At 52.7% G+C, this 19,851-nt stretch carries 19 protein-coding genes; 13 read left to right on the forward strand and 6 right to left on the reverse strand.

Annotated elements, in window-relative coordinates; translation table 11 throughout:
• Positions 1-4 precede the first annotated feature (4 nt).
• The 4 genes from rpoD (at position 5) to KB235_RS07505 (ending at position 3,498) form a co-directional block, all read left to right on the forward strand.
• Entirely contained in the window at positions 5-1,099 is a 1,095-nt protein-coding gene (gene rpoD, locus KB235_RS07490; protein ID WP_034809447.1) for an RNA polymerase sigma factor RpoD, read from the forward strand.
• Between the two features lie 132 nt (positions 1,100-1,231).
• Positions 1,232-1,570 carry a cytochrome c550 gene (gene cccA, locus KB235_RS07495; protein ID WP_034809449.1) on the forward strand — a complete coding sequence of 113 codons (339 nt, stop codon included), beginning with the start codon at positions 1,232-1,234 and terminating at the stop codon, positions 1,568-1,570.
• Between the two features lie 99 nt (positions 1,571-1,669).
• A complete protein-coding gene (locus KB235_RS07500) occupies positions 1,670-2,386 on the forward strand; it encodes a tRNA (adenine(22)-N(1))-methyltransferase (RefSeq protein ID WP_034814856.1) in 717 nt (238 codons plus the stop codon).
• Entirely contained in the window at positions 2,386-3,498 is a 1,113-nt protein-coding gene (locus KB235_RS07505) for a Nif3-like dinuclear metal center hexameric protein (RefSeq protein ID WP_211779282.1), read from the forward strand. The genes KB235_RS07500 and KB235_RS07505 overlap by 1 nt, the downstream gene beginning before the upstream one ends.
• Before the next feature lie 38 nt (positions 3,499-3,536).
• Here KB235_RS07505 and KB235_RS07510 read toward each other — a convergent pair whose 3' ends face one another.
• Positions 3,537-4,490, reverse strand: a complete 954-nt coding sequence (locus KB235_RS07510; RefSeq protein WP_034809456.1) for a 4-hydroxy-3-methylbut-2-enyl diphosphate reductase — start codon at positions 4,488-4,490, stop codon at positions 3,537-3,539.
• Positions 4,491-4,610: 120 nt separating this feature from the next.
• Between KB235_RS07510 and KB235_RS07515 the strand changes: the two genes are divergently transcribed.
• From KB235_RS07515 to KB235_RS07535, 5 genes are all read left to right on the forward strand, one after another.
• Positions 4,611-6,374 carry a sensor histidine kinase gene (locus KB235_RS07515; protein ID WP_211779283.1) on the forward strand — a complete coding sequence of 588 codons (1,764 nt, stop codon included), beginning with the start codon at positions 4,611-4,613 and terminating at the stop codon, positions 6,372-6,374.
• On the forward strand, positions 6,371-7,306 hold the full coding sequence (locus KB235_RS07520; protein WP_034809462.1) for a sugar ABC transporter substrate-binding protein: 936 nt from the start codon (positions 6,371-6,373) through the stop codon (positions 7,304-7,306). The genes KB235_RS07515 and KB235_RS07520 overlap by 4 nt, the downstream gene beginning before the upstream one ends.
• 61 nt (positions 7,307-7,367) lie before the next feature.
• Positions 7,368-8,711 (forward strand): DEAD/DEAH box helicase, encoded by a 1,344-nt coding sequence (locus KB235_RS07525; RefSeq protein ID WP_034809465.1) that lies wholly within the window; start codon positions 7,368-7,370, stop codon positions 8,709-8,711.
• A gap of 75 nt (positions 8,712-8,786) precedes the next feature.
• Positions 8,787-9,695, forward strand: a complete 909-nt coding sequence (locus tag KB235_RS07530; protein ID WP_246514136.1) for a deoxyribonuclease IV — start codon at positions 8,787-8,789, stop codon at positions 9,693-9,695.
• A gap of 3 nt (positions 9,696-9,698) precedes the next feature.
• Entirely contained in the window at positions 9,699-10,265 is a 567-nt protein-coding gene (locus KB235_RS07535; protein ID WP_034809470.1) for a hypothetical protein, read from the forward strand.
• A gap of 37 nt (positions 10,266-10,302) precedes the next feature.
• Here the strand turns inward: KB235_RS07535 and KB235_RS07540 are convergent, their stop codons facing one another.
• From KB235_RS07540 to KB235_RS07550, 3 genes are all read right to left on the reverse strand, one after another.
• Positions 10,303-10,473 carry a DUF1427 family protein gene (locus tag KB235_RS07540; RefSeq protein ID WP_034809473.1) on the reverse strand — a complete coding sequence of 57 codons (171 nt, stop codon included), beginning with the start codon at positions 10,471-10,473 and terminating at the stop codon, positions 10,303-10,305.
• Between the two features lie 91 nt (positions 10,474-10,564).
• Positions 10,565-12,730, reverse strand: coding sequence for an RNA degradosome polyphosphate kinase (locus tag KB235_RS07545; protein WP_034814862.1), 2,166 nt, complete (start codon positions 12,728-12,730; stop codon positions 10,565-10,567).
• Entirely contained in the window at positions 12,727-14,262 is a 1,536-nt protein-coding gene (locus KB235_RS07550) for a Ppx/GppA family phosphatase (RefSeq protein ID WP_211779284.1), read from the reverse strand. The genes KB235_RS07545 and KB235_RS07550 overlap by 4 nt, the downstream gene beginning before the upstream one ends.
• A gap of 195 nt (positions 14,263-14,457) precedes the next feature.
• Here KB235_RS07550 and KB235_RS07555 point away from each other — a divergent pair, with 195 nt between their 5' ends.
• Genes KB235_RS07555 through KB235_RS07570 form a run of 4 tightly spaced genes read left to right on the forward strand, consistent with a single transcriptional unit; the run spans position 14,458 to position 17,943 of the window.
• Positions 14,458-15,216 (forward strand): metal ABC transporter ATP-binding protein, encoded by a 759-nt coding sequence (locus tag KB235_RS07555; RefSeq protein ID WP_051622732.1) that lies wholly within the window; start codon positions 14,458-14,460, stop codon positions 15,214-15,216.
• Positions 15,213-16,070, forward strand: coding sequence for a metal ABC transporter permease (locus KB235_RS07560; RefSeq protein ID WP_034809480.1), 858 nt, complete (start codon positions 15,213-15,215; stop codon positions 16,068-16,070). Before KB235_RS07555 ends, KB235_RS07560 begins: the two co-directional genes overlap by 4 nt.
• The gene (locus tag KB235_RS07565) at positions 16,063-16,485 is read left to right on the forward strand and encodes a Fur family transcriptional regulator (RefSeq protein WP_211779285.1); all 423 of its coding nucleotides are present in this window, start codon (positions 16,063-16,065) and stop codon (positions 16,483-16,485) included. The genes KB235_RS07560 and KB235_RS07565 overlap by 8 nt, the downstream gene beginning before the upstream one ends.
• 45 nt (positions 16,486-16,530) lie before the next feature.
• The gene (locus KB235_RS07570; protein ID WP_211779286.1) at positions 16,531-17,943 is read left to right on the forward strand and encodes an NAD(P)H-hydrate dehydratase; all 1,413 of its coding nucleotides are present in this window, start codon (positions 16,531-16,533) and stop codon (positions 17,941-17,943) included.
• 12 nt (positions 17,944-17,955) lie between these two features.
• On the opposite strand, the gene KB235_RS07575 is transcribed toward KB235_RS07570, so the two are convergent.
• Positions 17,956-18,540 (reverse strand): hypothetical protein, encoded by a 585-nt coding sequence (locus KB235_RS07575; protein WP_235193393.1) that lies wholly within the window; start codon positions 18,538-18,540, stop codon positions 17,956-17,958.
• Between the two features lie 71 nt (positions 18,541-18,611).
• On the reverse strand, positions 18,612-19,733 hold the full coding sequence (gene ispG / locus KB235_RS07580) for a flavodoxin-dependent (E)-4-hydroxy-3-methylbut-2-enyl-diphosphate synthase (protein WP_034805838.1): 1,122 nt from the start codon (positions 19,731-19,733) through the stop codon (positions 18,612-18,614).
• Positions 19,734-19,851 lie beyond the last annotated feature (118 nt).

A 19,851-nucleotide genomic window follows, 5' to 3' on the forward strand; every position in this document is an offset into this window, starting at 1 on the left:
CTAGATGGCAGAGAAGAAAAAAGAGGACTTATTTAACGCCATAGAGGAACTCGAGAAGTTAGGGAAGAAAAAAGGCGTCGTCTCGATGCAGGAGATTCAAGATCGTCTCAGCCACTTTGAAGTGGACTCGGACTTCGTCGACAACTTCATCGAAGACTTAGAAGGCAAAGATATCCGTGTCACAGAAGATGCGGCCGATGCGGAAGAGACACCCGCGAAAAAAGAAGATGACGAAGTCGATTTGAACGACTTGTCGGTCCCGCCCGGCATTAAAATCAATGACCCGGTCCGCATGTACTTGAAAGAGATTGGCCGCGTGGACCTTCTCAGCGCGAAAGATGAGACGGAGCTTGCGAAGCGGATCGAGCAAGGGGATGAAGAAGCGAAGAAGCGGCTTGCTGAAGCCAACCTTCGTCTCGTCGTCTCGATCGCGAAACGTTACGTCGGTCGCGGGATGCTCTTCCTCGATTTGATTCAAGAAGGGAACATGGGTCTGATTAAAGCCGTCGAGAAATTCGACTACATGAAAGGGTTCAAGTTCTCGACGTACGCGACGTGGTGGATTCGTCAAGCGATTACACGCGCCATCGCCGACCAAGCCCGGACGATTCGGATTCCGGTCCATATGGTCGAGACGATCAACAAATTGATTCGCGTTCAACGTCAGTTGTTGCAAGACCTCGGCCGTGAGCCTTCTCCTGAGGAGATTGCCAAGGAGATGGAACTGACGCCGGAGAAAGTTCGTGAAATCTTGAAGATTGCCCAAGAGCCGGTATCGCTTGAGACGCCGATTGGGGAAGAAGACGATTCACATCTCGGCGACTTCATCGAAGACCAAGACGCGATGGCACCTCAAGACGCGGCGGCTTATGAGTTGCTCAAAGAACAGCTCGAAGACGTGCTCGATACGCTCACGGACCGGGAAGAGAACGTCCTTCGTCTTCGTTTCGGACTCGATGATGGTCGGACCCGTACGCTCGAAGAAGTCGGGAAAGTATTCGGCGTCACACGCGAGCGGATTCGTCAAATCGAGGCGAAAGCGTTACGTAAGCTGCGTCACCCGAGTCGTTCGAAACGTTTGAAAGATTTCCTTGATTGATTAGACATTTGAATAAAGTGTGAAGTTTTAGAAGAAAGGGAGGAAAATGAGTGATTTTCCTTCCTTCTTTATTGTTTTTTGAGTAAAATAGTGATGGGTAGAAATTTGGAATGAACATGAGGGGGAAATACAATGCGTAATCCATTGTTGCCATTTGCCGCGATCGCAATCGTTGCCATCATCGCCATGGTCTCATTATCTTATTTTGGCGTGAATCAAGCGCAACAAGCAGCGGAAGGTCCGGCTATGACTGAAATGAATCCGGAAGAGTTGTATGCTGCGAAAGGGTGTACCGGTTGCCACGGTGGTAACTTAGAAGGTGGCGTCGGCCCGGCCCTTACAGGTGTAGGGGAGCGCTTGTCGGCTGAAGAGATTGCCAACATTATCGTAAACGGTCAAGGTTCAATGCCAGGTGGCCTCGCGTCGGCAGAAGAGGCGGAAGTCCTCGCGACGTGGTTGCTCGAGCAATAAGACGGACGTACTCTCACGCATGAGGGTACGTTTTTTTGTTGTCCGCATCACGAAATTTCGTTAACCTAAGATAGAAGTAGTCAAAAAGGAGTTGTCTTCATGCAAGAACAAGTAACGTTAGACCGTCGACTCAAACAAGTCGTCGATTTCATTCCGCACGGTAGCGTGCTCGCCGATATCGGTTCCGACCATGCCTATGTCCCGTGTTATCTCGTTCAAAATGGGATCGTCGACCGTGCGATCGCCGGTGAAGTGAATCGCGGACCGATGGAAGCGGCAGAGGCTCAAGTCGCTTTGATTGGGGCGACGGACAAAATCGACGTCCGACTCGGAGACGGGCTTGCCGTCCTAAATGAGGATGAGGCGACATGTATCTCGATTTGTGGGATGGGTGGCAGTTTGATTCGCTCGATTCTAGAAGCTGGGAAAAATAAGCTCGGAGCGGTCGAGCGACTCGTCTTGCAACCGAACGTTGACGGGGAGCATGTACGGGAATGGTTGCTTGCCTCAGGATATGTATTGATTGATGAGCAAATCGTTGAGGAGAACGATAAAGTGTATGAAATTCTTGTCGGCGAGCGTGGGAGCGAAACCCGGTACAGCCAAAACGAAGACGTACGAAAATGGCAACTGCTTTTCGGTCCTTATCTCTTAGAGCGTCGCCCCGACGCGTTTAAACTCAAATGGCGTCGTGAGGCCGACAAGTTGGACTACGTGCTCGGACAGATGCGTTCTGGCGAACAGACGGAGGCGCTCCTTGAAAAGCAACGGACGTTTACGCTACTACGTGACAAGATGAGAGAGGTGAGTGGATAATGGCAAACGGCAATCATATCATCCAACTGTTCGAATCGTTCGCCCCGAAGCACTTGGCCGTCGAAGGGGATAAGATTGGTCTTCAAATCGGTTCGCTTGATAAAGAAGTCCGAAAAGTGATGGTCACGCTCGATGTGCTCGAACCGGTCGTCGATGAGGCGATTGAGCACGAGATCGACTTGATTATCGCTCACCATCCGCCAATCTTTAGCCCGCTCGGCCAAGTGAATGACCGAAGCGCCGCCGGCCGGATCGTCATGAAATGTGTGAAGCATGACATCGCCGTGTATGTGGCCCATACGAACCTCGACGTGTGCGCCGGCGGGGTCAACGACTGGATGAGCGACGCGCTCGGCCTAATCGAGACGAGCGTCCTCATTCCAATATATGAAGAGCCCGTGTATAAGCTCGCCGTCTTCGTCCCGAAGACGCACGAAGCGGTCGTGTCTGAGGCGTTGGCAAGGGCAGGGGCCGGTCACATCGGTGACTATCGTGACTGTCAGTTCAAAGTGGACGGCATCGGCCAGTTCAAACCGCTCGACCACGCGGACCCGTATCTCGGTCAAGTCGGCAAGACGGAAACGGTCGAAGAAGTGAAGATTGAGACCATCATGACAGAAAGTCAAAAGAAACACGTCTTGCGTGCGATGAAACAAGCGCATCCGTACGAAGAAGTGGCCCACGATGTGATTCGTGACGAAATCGCTGGGCCGGTCCATGGCCTCGGCCGCATCGGACGCTTGGCGAGTCCGCTCACGCTCGAACAGTTCGCCCTCCACGTCAAATCGAGCTTCGGAGTTGAAGGTGTCCGAGTCGTCGGTGAGCCGGGCCGGATGATTGAAAAGGTCGCCGTCCTCGGCGGGGACGGAAACAAATACGTGTCGGCCGCGCACTTTAAAGGTGCGGACGCCTACGTGACCGGTGACCTTTATTTCCACGTGGCCCACGATGCGATGGCGTTCGGGCTCGCCGTCGTCGACCCAGGGCATCACGTCGAGAGCGTCATGAAACAAGGTGTCGTCGACGTGTTGCGTCAACGGTTCAATCAAGCGAAACTCGACGTTGAGTTGATCGTATCGACGACGAATACGAACCCGTTTCGTTTCCAATAATAAACAATCCCCGGCCTGTTCTAGGCCGGGGATTGTCGTCACTTGCGGAGCGCCTTCACTTTAGGAAGGATGCTTCGTAGTTCAAGGAATGGCGTTTTATCATGCGTGCTCAAGTCAGCAGGATCATATTGCGTCAAGAAGTCGATGACTTTTTTCGTGATCGGTGTCGGTGTCGAGGCACCGGAAGTGACAGCGACCGTCTCGACTCCTTCGAGCCAGGCGAGGTCGAGTTCGCTCAAGTCACCGATTCGATACGCGTTCGTCCCGGCAATCTCTTTTGAGACTTGGGCGAGCCGGTTCGAGTTGTTCGATTTCGGATCACCGACGACGATTAACAAATCGCAGTCCCCGGCCTGTTCGGCGACGGCTTCTTGACGAACTTGCGTCGCGTTGCAAATTTCGTTATGCACTTCGACGTGCGGGTAACGTTCTTGGATTTGTTCAATCAACGCCGAGACGTCCCATTGGCTCATCGTCGTCTGGTTCGTGACGAGAATGTTCGACTCGAACAAGCGGGCCGGCAACGCCTCGAGGTCATGCTCGTACTGGACGAGGTGGACTTTATCCGGGGCGACACCCATCGCGCCTTCCGGTTCCGGGTGACCGTGTTTCCCGATATAGATGACTTCATAGCCGACAGCCGTCTTCTCGCGAATCAAATCGTGTGTGACGAGCACGTCCGGACAAGAAGCGTCGACAATCGTCAACCCTTTTTCGATGGCCCGCTTGCGTACGAGCGGTGAGATTCCGTGGGCGGTGAAGACGACCGTTCCTTCATCAATCGTCTCGAGTGCTTGCATGCGGTCGTCACCATCGACTGTTTTGACGCCGAGGTCTTCGAACGCTTGTGTGACGTGGCGGTTGTGAACGATCATACCGAGTATATGGATTGGCCGTGGTAAATCTGGGTTGGCCACAGCCTCGTTGGCGAGTTTCATGGCGTCGACGACACCGTAACAGTATCCGCGCGGGCTGATCTTTTTAATTTTCATTATGCGATGAACGCTCCTTTCGCGATGCTTTCATACGTCTTAGTCTAACATTGTTTCGAAAATACGAAAAGAATTGCGTGTATTCATGCTATAATTTGAAGGTTAGAAAGGAGGGACACCGTGGAACGTTTGAAATCATTGTTAGAAGTACGTAAGTCATACTTCTTTCAAATCACGTTTATCATCTTCATCATCTTAGGGCTCGTCATCTCCTCTTTAGCGTTTTCGGCCGATCGTGTGACGGTGTCCCGTGCCGAAGAGCTGGCGAAAGATCAGTTCGATTATGCGATTGACGGCAGTATCGAAAATATGGAGACGCGGCTCGGGAAACTATACGAGGACCTCGTCTACCTTGGTGCGTATCTCGGCAACGAGCCGTGGATCGAGGAACGGATTCGCACCGGCTATTTGAATCAGCGAACGGGCTTCACCTCGATCTTCTATTATGACTTGCGAGAAGACGCGTTCACGTGGTACTCACAACGCCAAGTGCCGGCGATGACGCTGAAGTCAGACCCGAAATTCACGAACGTCATCACGTCAGGCGGTAACGAAATTTATATGAGTGACCCGATTTCCATCTCTGGAGATGTCGGGACGTATTTGTATGTCCCGGTTTTGGAAGACAATCGCCCGGTCGGTCTGTTCGGGGGCAGCATCAGCGTCCTCAACTCGGACTTGTATCGGCGCGTCCTGGAGTCGGCGAATGACAATATGATTTTGTATCTATTGAACGAGCGCGGGGAAGTCTTGTCGACGTCGTTCAACCTCGTCACCGATGCCGAGCGGCGCTTGTCGCGGTCGGTCATCGAATCGGCGAAAGACAAGGACGTACGCTCCATCATGAGCACGGACACGGACGTCTATATGTATGAACCGGACGCCCGGGTCAACGGTTGGAGCGTGCTCGCCAAACATAGCACCGATTCCGTCTATGAAGCGGTCTATGCGACGCGTTGGCAATATTTATTGATCACGCTTGTCACGTTCTTTTTAAGTATCCTCGTCGGATTGCTTCTATCTAAGACATTGACGAGCCCGCTCACAGAGCTCGTGCAGAACATTAAACGGCAACAGTCCCTCGAGCCGATTCAACTCGAACGGACCGGTTCCAAAGAAGTCCAGACGCTACTCGACACGTATAACGATTATTCGAGACGGATGGAAACGTCCCGGCGCGAGCAGTTGAGTCAGCAACAACTGTTGCTCCAACAAGAGAAGCTCGCCTCGCTCGGCCAGCTCGCCGCCGGGATTGCCCACGAGATTCGAAACCCGCTCACGCCTGTCCAAATCACGCTTCAAATGGTGAAAGAAGGGCACAGCAGTCAAGAGATGCTCGACTTGGCCTTATCGGAGCTCAACCGGGCCAATCACTTGATTACGACGATGCTCACGCTCGCGAAGCCGGACCAGTCAAAACGAGATGAAGAGTGGATTGACATGGCTGAATTTGCAGCGCGACTCGAGTTTTTACTCGATGCCGAGTGTTATAAACGGGTGACGAAATGGGAACTGATCGTCCCGAACGAGATGCCACCGTTTTATTGCTCGAACGATATGCTCGTTCAAATCATCTACAACTTGTTCAAAAACGCGGTCGAGGCCGTCGATTCAAAAGGTGCGGACGGTAGCGTCACCGTGACGATTCTTTTCACGGAACGTGACTATCGCTTTTTAATTGAGGATAACGGCGTCGGTATGACGAAAGCACAAGTCCAGGCCGTCGGTTCGCCGTTTTATACGACGAAAGATAACGGGAACGGGCTCGGCTTGTATATGATTCGGGAATACTTGAAAGCCGTGAATGGACGAATGGAAATTGAAAGTGTCGAAGGAGAAGGTACGGCCATGATGATTAAAATCCCAAGGCGGTCCGACGTATGAAGGGATTCCGACACTATTGGCTATGGCTCCCGGTCGTATGGGCGATGACGATTTTACTCATCACATCGATTCAACTACCGGAACAAAAAACGAAAGATAATGAAGTCGGTTTCGTCTTTGTGAGCGACAAGCACGAACATGCGAACAAGTTGCTCGCCGCTTTCGTCAGGACGGCCAATCAAAAAGGGTTCATTCCCGTCCCGACGACGAGTGAAGATTCCCGTGTGCTAGAAAAAGAGAAACTCGATTCTTTGATTGATCGAGGCGTCGAGGCCATCTTTGTGACGACGCTCGATGAGACGTTCATCCGACCCTCTTTGGAGCGAGCGGAACGCGAAGGAATCCCGATTATCGCCATCGACCGGATGATTGACCATGATAGCGTACTCACATCGGTCGTCTCGGACAACGTTGAAATCGGTCGGATGGCGGCGAACCATATCGTCGCGAAACATGCCGACCTGAATCGTCCGATTCGGGTCGTTGAGGTGAGGGGGACGGCCAAGGTGCGCTCAACGATTGACCGAAGCCTCGGTTTGACGGAGTACGACCGGGCTCATGACGAGCTCGAAGTCGTTGCCTCGCTCACGGGCAACTTCGACACGTTCCAAGCCGAGATTGAAATGTCACGCTGGTTAAAAGAAGACATCCCGTTCGATGCCGTCTTCTCGCACAATGATGACAATACGTTCGGCGTCGTCCGTGCCCTTGAGAGCAGAGGGTTGCTCGAGAAGACGATCGTCTCGGTCGACGGTGTGACAGAGATTTATCCGCTCATCCATAGCGGCAAGGTGGATGCGACCGTCGTCCAGTCCCCGAACGAGATGATTGAAGTCGGATTCAAAGCACTCGAACAGCATTTGAGCGGGAAAAAGATTTCCCGGCATTACTACTCATCGAGCTATTTATATGAAGGTCTCATAAAAGATTAATTGACAAATGATTAGATTCCGCTATGCTAGGAAAAGTGGAAAGAAACAGGAGGTGTATCGATTGAACAGCTTCCAACAGTTCAAATTGTTACCGTTTATCGTCGATGCCTTGACAGAAAAGCGCATCACCAAACCGACCGACATCCAAGCCCGGATCATTCCGGCTGCTATGAACGGTCGCGACATCATCGGAAAATCACAGACCGGTACAGGGAAGACGCTCGCGTTTCTCTTGCCGATTTTAGAAGCCATCAACCCGGAAGAGCAGTCGGTCCAAGCGATCGTCGTCGCGCCGACACGTGAACTTGCATGGCAAATTCATGAGGAGTTGAAATCGCTCCTCGTCAAACAACCGGAATTTATCAAAACAAGTTTGATTGTCGGTGGGACCGACCGTGAACGTCAAATCGATCGCATGAAAAACCCACCACAACTCATCATCGGGACACCAGGTCGTATCCTCGACTTGATGAAAGTCCAGGCGCTCTTCCCGCACAAAGTCACACACTTTGTCGTCGATGAGGCCGATCAAATGCTCGACATGGGCTTCTTGCCTGAGGTCGACCGCATCGCGCAGGCGTTGCCGGAAAAACTTCAGACGATGGTCTTCTCGGCCACGATTCCAGAGAAGCTCGAGCCGTTCTTGAAGAAATATTTGCATGACCCGCGTTACGCGGAAGCGAGTGCGGAGCACCGTGTCGTGCCGAAAATCAAGCACCACACGATTCCAGTGCGTCACCGTGACCGTAAAGAATTGACGGTCGAAGTCGCCAAAGCGATCAATCCGTTCGTCTGTCTCGTGTTCACGAACACGAAACAAGAAGCGGACGAGCTCGAGACGACGTTCCGCGAGGCGGGACTCAACGTCGGGACGCTCCACGGAGACATGCAAGCCCGTCGCCGGAAGCAAGCGATTAAAGATATTAACGACGCGAAGTATCAATACGTCATCGCGACCGACTTGGCTGCGCGTGGTATCGATATTAAAGGTGTGTCGCACGTCATCAACTTCGGGATCCCGAAAGATCTCGACTTCTACACGCACCGTGTCGGCCGGACGGGCCGTGCCGGGGCGACGGGTGAGGCGTACACGCTGTACGAAGACCACGAGAACGGTCCAATCAACCGTCTTGAAGAGCGTGGATTCACGTTCACGCACGTCGACGTGCGCAACGGGTCACTCCAACCAATCAAGACGCGCAAACGTCGTACGACCGACCGGAAGATGAAAGTTTCGCAGACGGCCCACAGCCGCATGGCCGGGGAAATTAAAAAGGCGAAGAAGAAAGTCAAACCGGGCTACAAGAAAAAGTTCAAGTACAAGTTGAAAGAGACGGCCTCACGCGAGCATATGCAGAGTCAACGCAAAGAGCGTCGTGAAATCCGTAAGAAAAACAAACGTTAATCCGTTAGCAGAATCGACTTCTTGGAGTCGGTTCTGCTTTTTGTGTACACTGAAGAGAGAAGATAGGAAGGGAAGATGATGACATTGAAAATTGGTTCACACGTTTCGGTTTCAGGAAAGAAGATGCTTCTTGCAGGGAGTGAGGAGGCGGTCTCTTACGGGGCGACGACGATGATGGTCTACACCGGCGCGCCTCAGAATACACGTCGGAAGCCGATTGAAGATTTGAATATTGAAGCGGCACTCGCCCACATGGCCGCGCATAACATCGAGGAGATTGTCGTCCATGCACCGTACATTATCAACTTGGGCAATACGACGAAACCGGAGACGTTCGAACTCGCCGTGTCGTTTCTTGCCGCCGAGATTAAGCGGGCGGAGGCGCTCCAAGTCGCACGCCACGTCGTCCTTCACCCGGGTGCTCACGTCGGGGCAGGGGAAGACATCGGGCTCGCTCGCATCATCGAAGGGTTAAACGAGGTGCTCACGGGTGATGAGACCGTCAAAATCGCGCTTGAGACGATGGCCGGAAAAGGGAGCGAACTCGGGAAAACGTTCGAAGAGCTCGCGACAATCATTGACGGCGTGACACATAACGACCGTCTCTCGGTCTGTCTCGATACGTGCCACGTCCATGATGCCGGATACGACTTAGTAAACGACCTCGATGGCGTCATCGATCAATTCGATCGGATTGTCGGTCTCGAGTGTCTCGGCGTCATTCATGTGAATGATTCGAAGAACGTGCGCGGGGCGAAGAAAGACCGACACGAAAACATCGGTTACGGGGAAATCGGATTTGATACGTTGAACCGCATCATCCATCATGAAGCGTTCGCGCACCTTCCGAAAATATTGGAGACGCCTTATATCCCGATTAATGACAAGACGAAAGTCGCGCCATACAAGCAAGAGATTGCGATGTTCCACGCATCTGAATTCGATGCGGAGTGGCGGGAGCGGTTCACGCTCGCGCATCAATAACCGATGAATCGGCTTCGAATCGACCCAGGCGCGTTTGACGCCTGGTCCGCGCTGCCGGTCTATTTTCAAGAGCAGAGTCCATTCTATGTCGAAGGCGATGTCGCGACCCCGACCGCGTTTATCGAACTTATCGGTCACGGCATCGTTGCCGAGGCGGAGGTGCTGCTCGTCGAGACGACGCAGCGGCCCGACGACCGCTATTGGCTCGAACCGTCCGTTGCGACTGGGGTGTACAGCCTTGTCGACTTGCTCGCCCTCGATTTTCATCATCCATTACTTCGGCTCGGCACATATGACGAGGCGACGGATTATGACACGTTGAAGCGCCTTTGGGACGAGGGGTATCGTGTCCCGTCGAGACGGTGGAGCCGTTCTGCGTATGAGGCACATCTCGCCCGCGAACGACAATTTGAGCATCGGGTGTCACCGACGACCGTATGCGCCTATTGTGCCTTGGATTTATCAGACTTTTACGGGCCGCTCGCCAATCGATTGATGGAATACCACATCGATGCCGACGAGGAGATGTGGGTCTGCCCGACATGCCATAAAGCGTTACACTACAAATGAAAAGGAACGATGTCCACACGGACATCGTTCCTTTTTGTTAAAATGGCCAGTTGGCGACCGCGAACTGATACACTTTCATGCCGAGAAACACGCCGAAGATCCCGATGACCCCTGGGAGAACCGGTGGAGCTGGGAGCGGTAATTTCAAGGCCGTGAAAATCATGCCACAAATAAGGCCGGCGAGTAACGATAATAGGATTTCTTGCATCGTGATTCCTCCGTATAATGAAATGAAAACGTTTTATTGATATTAACCGAGTTCATTATACACCGTTCTTTTCGCTTTGAGAAGTCTAACATCAGTCATCTGTCATTTTTTCGTTCTCCGCTTTCAAACGAAGGACTTCACGTTCGGCCCAATTCGACGGCTCCCGTTCGAACACGCTCGGGATGTTGTTCCATCGCCCCCCCGTGTACTGGTGGATGATGATTTGGGACTGGATGCGTTCTTGACCTGGCTCCTGTTTGATATAGACATAACTGCCGTCGGCGCGTTGGCTCCGGGCTTTGACGTTATCGACGAGTTGGAGCGCCAGCATATCTTTGATGTACGATTTATGGCCTGAGTCAAGAATCGGGAATAAAATCTCGATGCGCTTCTTCATGTTGCGCGTCATCCAATCTGCCGATGAGCAGTAGAGATCTTCTTTCCCGTTCTGATAAAAATAGAAGATGCGAGAATGTTCAAGGTAGCGGTCGATGATGGAGATGACCCGGATGTTCTCGGAGATGCCTTTGATACCGGGACGAAGGCAGCAAATCCCGCGGATGATCAAGTCAATCTTCACACCGGCTTGCGAGGCATCATAAAGCTTCATGATGATCGCCTTGTCTGTGATTGAGTTCATCTTAGCGACGATACGTCCGTTCCCATACTTCTCATGTAGTTTGATCTCATCCTCGATTTTCTGTAAAAAGAAATCGAGCATATCATCTGGGGACGTCTCGAACTTGTGCCATGATGGGCGTTCTCCGTATCCAGATAGCCAGTTGAAGAAGTTCGTCGCGTCCTCGGCGAGCTCTTCGTTCGTCGTCAATAAGCCGATGTCGGTGTAGAGTTTCGCCGTCGAATCGTTATAGTTGCCGGTACCGAGGTGGACGAACCGTTGCAAGACCCCACCTTCAAGAATGCGGACGACGAGCGTGATCTTCGAGTGTGTCTTCAACTCTTTATAGCCATAGATGACGTGGGCCCCCGCTTTCTCGAGCTGTTTTGCCCATTGGATGTTCTTCTCCTCATCGAACCGGGCCTTGAGTTCGACGAGGACGGTCACCTGCTTCCCGCTCTCGGCCGCATCGGTCAACGCCTTGATGATGGGCGAGTCGCCGGAGACGCGATAGAGCGTCTGTTTGATGGCCAAGACGTTCGGGTCTTTCGCGGCCTGGGCGATGAAACGGACGACCGGGTCGAACGAATGATACGGATGATGCAGCAAATAGTCTTGTTTCAACAGGCTTTGGAACAAGTCTTTGCCGGACTCAAGCCCTTCTGGGATGAACGGAATCAACGTCTCGTTAATCATGTCGTCATATTCGGTCCCGATTTTATTGTAGACGCCGAACAAGAACGTCATATCGATTGGACCGTCTACGATGAAGATATCGCGGTCGTGTAAATCGAGCACATCCTGAAGCATGAACAACAGCTCTTTACTGAGCGAGCGCTGTTGTACTTCAAGTCGGATCGCGACCCCATACCGGCGCTTCTTTAGCTCTTTCTCGATTTGTTTAAGTACGTCACGACTGCCTTCTTCGTGGAACGGCATATCGGCGTTCCGCGTGATTCGAAACGGCATCGTCGATTCGACCTCATAGCCTTTAAACAGCGAATCGACAAATTGGATGATGATATCCTCGAGCAAGATGAGGTCGGCATGGTCTTCGTCTTCGGTCGGTAGTTCGAGATAGCGTGGCAAGACGGCCGGCACTTGGACGAGGGCGAGCCGTTTCTTGCCCTCCTCTTTAGACGCGATCTCGACGGCAATGTTGAGTGATTTCGACAACAGCATCGGGAACGGACGATACGCATCGACGGCAATCGGGGTGAGGACCGGGAAGACGTGGGTCCGGAAATATTGCTTGATGAAATCGAGTTGTGTCTTATTCAAATGTTTTGGACGCAAGAAACGGACGTCCTCGCTCGCGAGTTGTTTCGTCACTTTCTTGTACGTCGCATATTGTAGTTCGACGAGTTCCTGCGCTTTAATCGAAATCGCCTTAATCTGTTGCTTCGGTGTCAGTCCAGCCTTGTCTTCCGGTCGGTTGAAACCGGCGAGCACTTCGTCCTTCAAACCGCCGAATCGCACCATATAAAACTCATCGAGGTTCGACGAGAAGATGCCGAGAAACTTGAGCCGCTCCATGAGCGGGTTGCGGTCATCAATCGCTTCTTGGAGCACGCGTTCGTTAAAACTGAGCCAACTCAGCTCACGGTTGTTGAAATGTTCAGTTGTATAGATGGTCATGATGTCCCTCTCTCTTCTACACGTAGTTCGATGGCCTGGTCGATGGCGCGTTCGAGGTGTTTCTTATGTCGAACCCCGCGTTGCAGTTCAAAGCGGGCGGTGTCAGTCGTTTGTAAGTGGAAGACGAGCCCGTCCTCATTTGTCGCGACATCGAGATGATCGATGATTTGCCGCTCCGTCAAGTCGAGGGCGTCGACAAGTTTGACGATTGAGCCGAGCAGTTCAAGGCTTTTCAACATCTTCGAATCAAACCATTCGGGAAAGCCTTCGATATGTTGGTCGAGCAGTCGTCGCGATTTGTACGACGAGACGAGGGCGAGGGCGAGACGGTCCTCGTTATTGAGCCCTTTGAAGTCGTTCGTTGTAATCAAGTGGAACGTATGGTCGCTCTTGTTGTTGTGGTCGATGTATTCACCGACGTACGCAAGGCGGCAAGCGCCTTCTAACAGTCCGGGCTCATACGGTTTCGGTTTGATCGCTTTCGTCTCAATCAATCCGGTATAGATTTGGCGGGCCAGATGGATGAGGTGGCGGTGACGCTCCGGATTGACGTCATACTGTTGCTCGAAATGCCGGAAGCTTTCCTCTTTCACATCGGCAAACCGGACCTCATCGTTCGCCTTCAAATAATATTCGTAGAACAGGCCTTCGCGGAGACCGTTATTGCTCATCGTGAACTCGGGTACTTTCAAATAGCGGGCGAGTTCGCCGATCGCCGTCACGGCAGGGGCGATGATATCGACCCGGTCTTTCGATAGGCCATCGAGCCGCCCGAGTTGCTTACTCGATTGGCCGACGAGTTCATCGACGACTTCCTCGAGCCGATCGGCATCGATCGTGTACTGATGAATCCCTTCAAGCGGAAAGTGAGACAGCGATTGTTCGACCCGGACCAAGTTTCGCGCCGTCCCGCCGACACCGACGAGCGGGACGCCGTGCGGTTCGAGCCAGTCGAGGTCTTTGAATGATTTTTTCAAGAAAGAGATGAGTTGCTTCCGCTCCTCTTTCGTCATCACTTCACCTTTCATGAAGTCGTTCGTGAGCGTAACGGCACCGAACGGGAAACTGTGATAGAAGACGAGCTCTCGGTCTTTGAAGTATGTCACTTCCATCGAACCGCCCCCGATGTCGACCGAGTACCCGTCCTCGATATACGTCGAGTTGACGATGGCCGAATAGCCGTAGAACGCCTCCTCATAATCGCTCAACAACCGAATCTCCATTCCGGTCGCTTGACGGACTTCGGCTAAAATCGCATCGGAGTTACTTGCGTTTCGAATCGCGGCAGTTGCCACAGGTAGCGTCTCCAAAACATCGTGGTGGTCATTCAAGCTGATAAAATGTTGTAACGTCTCAATCAACGAGCTAATTCCTTCAGCGGAAAGTTCATTGTCTTCGGTGATGTGGCTCGAGAGGCGAGCGACTTCCTTCACGTTCAGACGTTCAAAATACTGACCGTGACCGTTCACCTCAAAGATGACGTTTCGAATCGAGTTCGACCCGATGTCAATGACTGCTAATTTTTTTTCCACGGTGCATCCCCCTCTTTGCGTTACTTTCAGTTTACACCGAATTGATTGTAAACTCATCTTGATTTCAATAGGACGGACCCGTATCGTTCTACGTTATTTTTCTCAAACTTGAAGCAATCCGAAATGTTCTGTATAATACAGACGCCAAGAAGTAGAAATGATTACGATTTAATTAATGAGAGAAGGTTAACGATTATGACGACATCTGTCGTGAAACTAAATCACGTGTCCTATTACTATGATGGCACGGCCGCGCTCCGAGACGTTTCCATCGAGATTGAGCAAGGGGACTTCGTTGCCATCGTCGGCGAGAATGGGTCGGGTAAATCGACGCTCATCCGGTCGATCTTAGGATTGTTGACGCCCCAAAGCGGTTCGGTCGAACTGTTCGGCCGGCCCCAATCCCAGTTTAAAGATAAGTCCCGTATCAGTTACGTTTCCCAAAAAGCAGCCTCTTTTAACTCGGGCTTTCCGGTGACGGTCGAAGAAGTTGTCGCCATGGGGCGGTATGGGAGAATCGGCCTGTTTAAACGATTGAATATGGAAGATCAGGCCGCGATTCAAAACGCTCTCGAGACCGTCAATATGTGGCAATATCGAGACCGTAAAATCGGGAGTCTGTCGGGTGGTCAACAACAGCGTGTGTTCATCGCCCGTGCTATTGTCAATCAACCGGATTTGTTGATTCTCGATGAGCCGACGGTCGGTGTCGACCAAAAACATTTGCGCGATTTTTACGAGGTGCTTCACTTGTTGCGTGAGCATACGTCGTGCACGTTCATCCTCGTCACCCATGATTTGAACGTCGTGACCGATCTCGTCACGAAAGTCGTCCATCTCGATCGGGGCCGGCTGGCGTGTAACTGCGGTTTGAAAGAATATAGCGAACTGAGTGAGTTGACGGCCATCAAGCCGTATCCCGTCAAATTGCTCGTTCATGAAGGTTCCTCATGATCTCGGATTTACTCACGTATGGGTTTTTACGTTATGCGTTCATCGCGGCAGTCGTCATCGGGTTTACGGCCCCGCTCATCGGCTCGTTTGTCGTCGTTCGGCGGATGAGCTTGATTGCTGATGCTTTGTCGCACGTGACGCTCGCTGGGATTTCCTTCAGTCTGTTCCTCGGGCAATACGTGTTATTATTCTCGGACTTGAATCCGCTCTATCTTGGGACGCTCGTCTCGGTGCTAGCGGCACTCGGGCTCGATTGGCTCCGCAACAAATACGTCCACTTCCAGGAGCTGTCCATCCCGATCATGATGTCGGCTGGGATGGGGTTGAGCGCGATTTTCATCTCGCTCTCTCGCGGCTTTTCGGTCGATTTGTCGACGCTGTTGTTCGGCTCGATTTCGGCGGTCAGTCCGTCTGACATCGTCTTGATTGTCGGTGTGGCGGTCATCACGGTCGTCGTCATCACCGTGTTTTATAAACAACTGTTGTTCTTATCGTTCGATGAGGAGCAGGCGAAAGTGTCGGGATTGCCGAGCACGCTGTTGCATCTCGTGTTCATGTTCGTCGTCGCCCTCGTCATCGCGGTCAGTATGCGAATCGTCGGGACGTTGCTCGTCTCGAGCTTGATCACACTTCCGGTTGCGGCTGCGCTCCGGTTCACGAAGAGTTTCAAACAGACGATTGTATGGGCCATCATCTTCGGTGAAGTGGCCACAATCGGAGGGCTCGTCCTCGCCTATGAACTTGATGTGGCACCCGGTGGCGTGATTGTCCTTTTGGCCGTGGGTATTTTAGCTGTCGTCATGGGACTTGAAAAGATTGGGTCGTTGCGGAAGAAGGAGGCTACGTATGAATGAGACAGAACAACTGAATCGATTGCAATCCTCATCGTTGAAAGTGACGCCGAAGCGGGTTGAGATGTATGCGTACTTGGCTCAGGAGGAACGTTACGTCAGCGCCAAAGACGTGTTGGACTATATGCGCGCGAAGCACCCGACGATGAGTTTTGACACGGTATATCGCAACTTGAAGTCGTTCGCCGAAGAAGGGCTTCTTGAGGCGACTGAATTAAGCGGAGAGAAGGCGTTTCGAGTCACATGTAGCGCCGGGCATCACCATCACCATTTGATTTGCCGTGGGTGCGGCAAGACGAAACTGCTCGACCTCTGTCCGATGCGTTACGTCGAGGCGCTCGACCCGGACTTCGAAGTGATTGATCATAAATTCGAGATTTATGGGTATTGTAAACAGTGTAAGGCCTTAAAGGATTGACGACGTCAATCCTTTTTTTGCTACATCGTGAAGGGGGAGCGAGAGATGATTTATACGGCAAACGAGATTAAACGAGCGGATGCGACCGCCAAGCAGCAAGGTATGCCTGAGACTGTGTTGATGGAGCGCGCGGCTTCAGCCGTGGCGCATCGACTTCAGCTTCCGGATGAGGCGTCTGTGCTCGTCGTATGCGGGACTGGAAACAACGGCGGCGACGGTTGGGTGGTGGCGCGTGAACTGGCACAGCGCGGACATGACGTCTTCGTCTGGTCGCCTCTTGGTGCGCCGAAAACAGACGCTACCTCGATGCATGCGGCATACGCCGAGCAGTACGTCACAATCGTTGACACGCCGCCATCGACCGACTGGATTGTGGACGCTTTATATGGGATTGGGTTGAGCGGCGCTGTTACTGGAAAGGGTCGCGACGTCATTTCGTGGCTGATGAGCCAACCTGCAAACATCGTCTCGATCGATGTGCCGTCCGGCGTCCCAAGTGACACCGCACACGATTTCGATGGCCACGCCGTAACCGCGACGATGACGTACACGTTGCATGGGTTCAAGCGTTCGGCTTTCTTGCCGAAGACGGCACCGTATTACGGGGAAGTGGAGCGGGTCGATATCGGTTTGCCGCATACGTCAAGTTGGCGCGTCTTGACCGAAGCCGACTTTGATGACAGTCTGTTGACGCGGGAACGGTTCAGCCATAAGACGACGTATGGGCGCGGACTATTGATTGGCGGAAGCGAGCATTTGATTGGCGCGCCGTTTTTAGCGGGAAGGGCGGCACTGCGAACCGGAATCGGTTTGCTCGAGATGATTGTGCCAGAGCAGGCATCACCGCTTAAGGCCGGTCTTCCGGAAGCGATGTATTCGAGCGCAGACGCCATCGCAAATAAAGACGTGGACGCGATTGCGATTGGTCCTGGCATGGTCGAGGGCGAAACGCTCGTTCGTATATGGGAATCCGTTCGTAAAAAAACGATGCCTTTAGTCGTGGACGCCGGCGCGCTATCACACGCACATCTCGACGCAGCCGGAACTTTGATTCTGACCCCGCACCCTGGAGAGCTCGCGCGGATGACGGGGCAGACGGTCGAGGAGATTGAGGCGGACCGTTTCGGAGTGGCACGTGCGTTCGCGATGCGACACGGTATCCACTTGATTTTAAAAGGGACGCACACCCTCATCGTCACACCTGAAGGGACGGGCGCCGTCAATACGGTCGAAGCGTCGGCCCTCGCCAAAGGTGGGAGCGGGGACGTCCTGACAGGGATGCTCCTTGCCATGTGGGCCAGGTGCCGACGCATCGAGACTCCACACAATCCGAATGAGCAAGCGGTGCTCTGGCATGCCCTCGCAGCGAAAAAAATGAGTGAATCGATGCATCCGGCGAGCGTGCTCGCGAGCGATGTCGTCGAGGCGATTGGGCGCATACAAAAAGAGGAATCCTGAGATTCCTCTTTTTTAGCGGGTGGAGATGGAACGGTTCGCCTCGAAACGGTTCACATAGTGGAGCGCTTCTTTCCAAGAGGCAATCCGTTTCACGCCATGCGGCAACGGTTTTCGATTATACGGCGCATCGAACAACAGCACCGGAATCTCGGTCTGCTCATGAATCGAGATGGCGTTCTCGTACCGGTCTTCCATGAAGAGGTCGAGCGACAGATCTTGGACGACCCCGACCTTGTCGTGACTTCCTGTCATGATCAGTGAATCGAGCGGCAGCGCCTGCTGTTTAATCCAGTCCTCGGTCACAGAGCGGACGGCCTCGCTTCGCGCCGTCACGTAGTGGAGGCGATGCGTCTTTCGCATATGCCATAAAACGTCACTCACTTCCGTATGCGGCAGCGAGCGGCGATAAATTTCTTCTTCGTGCCCGTGTTCAATCATGAACTTCCAAAAATCATGTTGCGTCATCGTCGTATACGTGTGCAACTCATATTCGGTCGCGCGTTGATAATCAATCGTGTAACCGAGCGCGTCGTTCATGTAGTGAAAACAACTTTGCGGGTCCGTGACGGTCCCGTCGAGGTCGATTCCGATATGCATGTTGATCCCTCCTTGTTCACAGAGTCTATTTTAACAAAAACCCGCTCGGTTGCAACCGAGCGGGAGACAGGTTATTTCGATTGATTGGCGAGTTCTTGTTCTTCGAGTTCACGTGCGGCGAGTTTTTCGGCGACGATGGCATCGATTTCTTTTTTCAACTCTTCGACCATGGTCGCTTCCGGCACTTTCCGGATGATCTTCCCGTGACGGAAGAGGAGTCCTTCGTTGCGGGCACCGGCGATACCGATATCGGCTTCACGAGCTTCCCCTGGGCCGTTGACCGCGCAACCGAGTACGGCGACTTTGATGTTGACGTTAATGTTTTGAATGTATTCTTCGACCTCTTTGGCGATTGAAATCAAGTCGATCTCAATCCGGCCGCACGTCGGGCACGAGATGAGTGTCGCGGCGTTCGCAGCGAGTCCGAACGACTTGAGCACTTCTTTCGCGACTTTCACTTCTTCGACCGGGTCGTCTGAAAGTGAGACGCGCACCGTCGAACCGATTCCGAGTGAGAGAATCGCACCTAAACCGGCGGCTGACTTGAGTGAGCCGGAGAAGAGCGGGCCCGACTCGGTAATGCCGACGTGGAGCGGATAGTCAAACGTCTTCGCCGCGAGCGTGTACGCCTCGAGCGCGAGGTTCACGTCTGACGCTTTGAGCGAGATAATCGTGTTATAGAAACCGAGGTCTTCGAGGATCTTCACGTGGTGCATCGCACTCTCGACCATCCCTTGGGCCGTCGGATAACCATATTTCTCGAGGAACTGCTTCTCGAGCGAGCCGGCGTTGACACCGATTCGAATCGGGATGCCTTTCGCTTTCGCCGCGTTGACGACGGCCTCGACTTTTTCACGTCGCCCGATGTTACCCGGGTTGATGCGGATCTTGTCGACACCACTTTCAATCGCTTTCAGTGCCAACTTGTAGTCGAAGTGGATATCGACGACGAGCGGGATGTTGATGCGGCTCTTGATTTCGGCCAACGCATCTGCGGCCCGTTCATCCGGACATGCGACGCGGACGACTTGGCATCCGGCCTCTTCGAGACGTAAAATCTCGGCTACGGTCGCCTCGACGTCATGTGTTTTCGTCGTCGTCATCGATTGAATGATGACTTCATCTGATCCCCCGATGATGAGGTTGCCGACACGAATCGGACGAGTTAGTGAACGGTGTAGTATTTCTGACATATACATGATCTCCTTCTTTTGGAAAGGTTCCAATCGATATAAGATGATAGGTTTCCTATTTATCATAACGAAATGTTTATGAAAAAGCACCCAGCAAGCGTTCATGAGATGTGCTCTT

Source organism: Exiguobacterium alkaliphilum, assembly GCF_018138125.1.
In the GTDB taxonomy this organism is placed as follows: domain Bacteria; phylum Bacillota; class Bacilli; order Exiguobacteriales; family Exiguobacteriaceae; genus Exiguobacterium; species Exiguobacterium alkaliphilum.

What these genes read in the sequence shown, in the direction of transcription:
- rpoD (WP_034809447.1), top strand. Translation starts at nt 5, where the DNA reads ATGGCAGAGAAGAAAAAAGAGGACTTATTTAACGCCATAGAGGAACTC.
- cccA (WP_034809449.1), top strand. Translation starts at nt 1,232, where the DNA reads ATGCGTAATCCATTGTTGCCATTTGCCGCGATCGCAATCGTTGCCATC.
- KB235_RS07500 (WP_034814856.1), top strand. Translation starts at nt 1,670, where the DNA reads ATGCAAGAACAAGTAACGTTAGACCGTCGACTCAAACAAGTCGTCGAT.
- KB235_RS07505 (WP_211779282.1), top strand. Translation starts at nt 2,386, where the DNA reads ATGGCAAACGGCAATCATATCATCCAACTGTTCGAATCGTTCGCCCCG.
- KB235_RS07510 (WP_034809456.1), bottom strand. Translation starts at nt 4,490, where the DNA reads ATGAAAATTAAAAAGATCAGCCCGCGCGGATACTGTTACGGTGTCGTC.
- KB235_RS07520 (WP_034809462.1), top strand. Translation starts at nt 6,371, where the DNA reads ATGAAGGGATTCCGACACTATTGGCTATGGCTCCCGGTCGTATGGGCG.
- KB235_RS07530 (WP_246514136.1), top strand. Translation starts at nt 8,787, where the DNA reads ATGATGACATTGAAAATTGGTTCACACGTTTCGGTTTCAGGAAAGAAG.
- KB235_RS07535 (WP_034809470.1), top strand. Translation starts at nt 9,699, where the DNA reads ATGAATCGGCTTCGAATCGACCCAGGCGCGTTTGACGCCTGGTCCGCG.
- KB235_RS07540 (WP_034809473.1), bottom strand. Translation starts at nt 10,473, where the DNA reads ATGCAAGAAATCCTATTATCGTTACTCGCCGGCCTTATTTGTGGCATG.
- KB235_RS07545 (WP_034814862.1), bottom strand. Translation starts at nt 12,730, where the DNA reads ATGACCATCTATACAACTGAACATTTCAACAACCGTGAGCTGAGTTGG.
- KB235_RS07555 (WP_051622732.1), top strand. Translation starts at nt 14,458, where the DNA reads ATGACGACATCTGTCGTGAAACTAAATCACGTGTCCTATTACTATGAT.
- KB235_RS07560 (WP_034809480.1), top strand. Translation starts at nt 15,213, where the DNA reads ATGATCTCGGATTTACTCACGTATGGGTTTTTACGTTATGCGTTCATC.
- KB235_RS07565 (WP_211779285.1), top strand. Translation starts at nt 16,063, where the DNA reads ATGAATGAGACAGAACAACTGAATCGATTGCAATCCTCATCGTTGAAA.
- KB235_RS07570 (WP_211779286.1), top strand. Translation starts at nt 16,531, where the DNA reads ATGATTTATACGGCAAACGAGATTAAACGAGCGGATGCGACCGCCAAG.
- KB235_RS07575 (WP_235193393.1), bottom strand. Translation starts at nt 18,540, where the DNA reads ATGCATATCGGAATCGACCTCGACGGGACCGTCACGGACCCGCAAAGT.
- ispG (WP_034805838.1), bottom strand. Translation starts at nt 19,733, where the DNA reads ATGTCAGAAATACTACACCGTTCACTAACTCGTCCGATTCGTGTCGGC.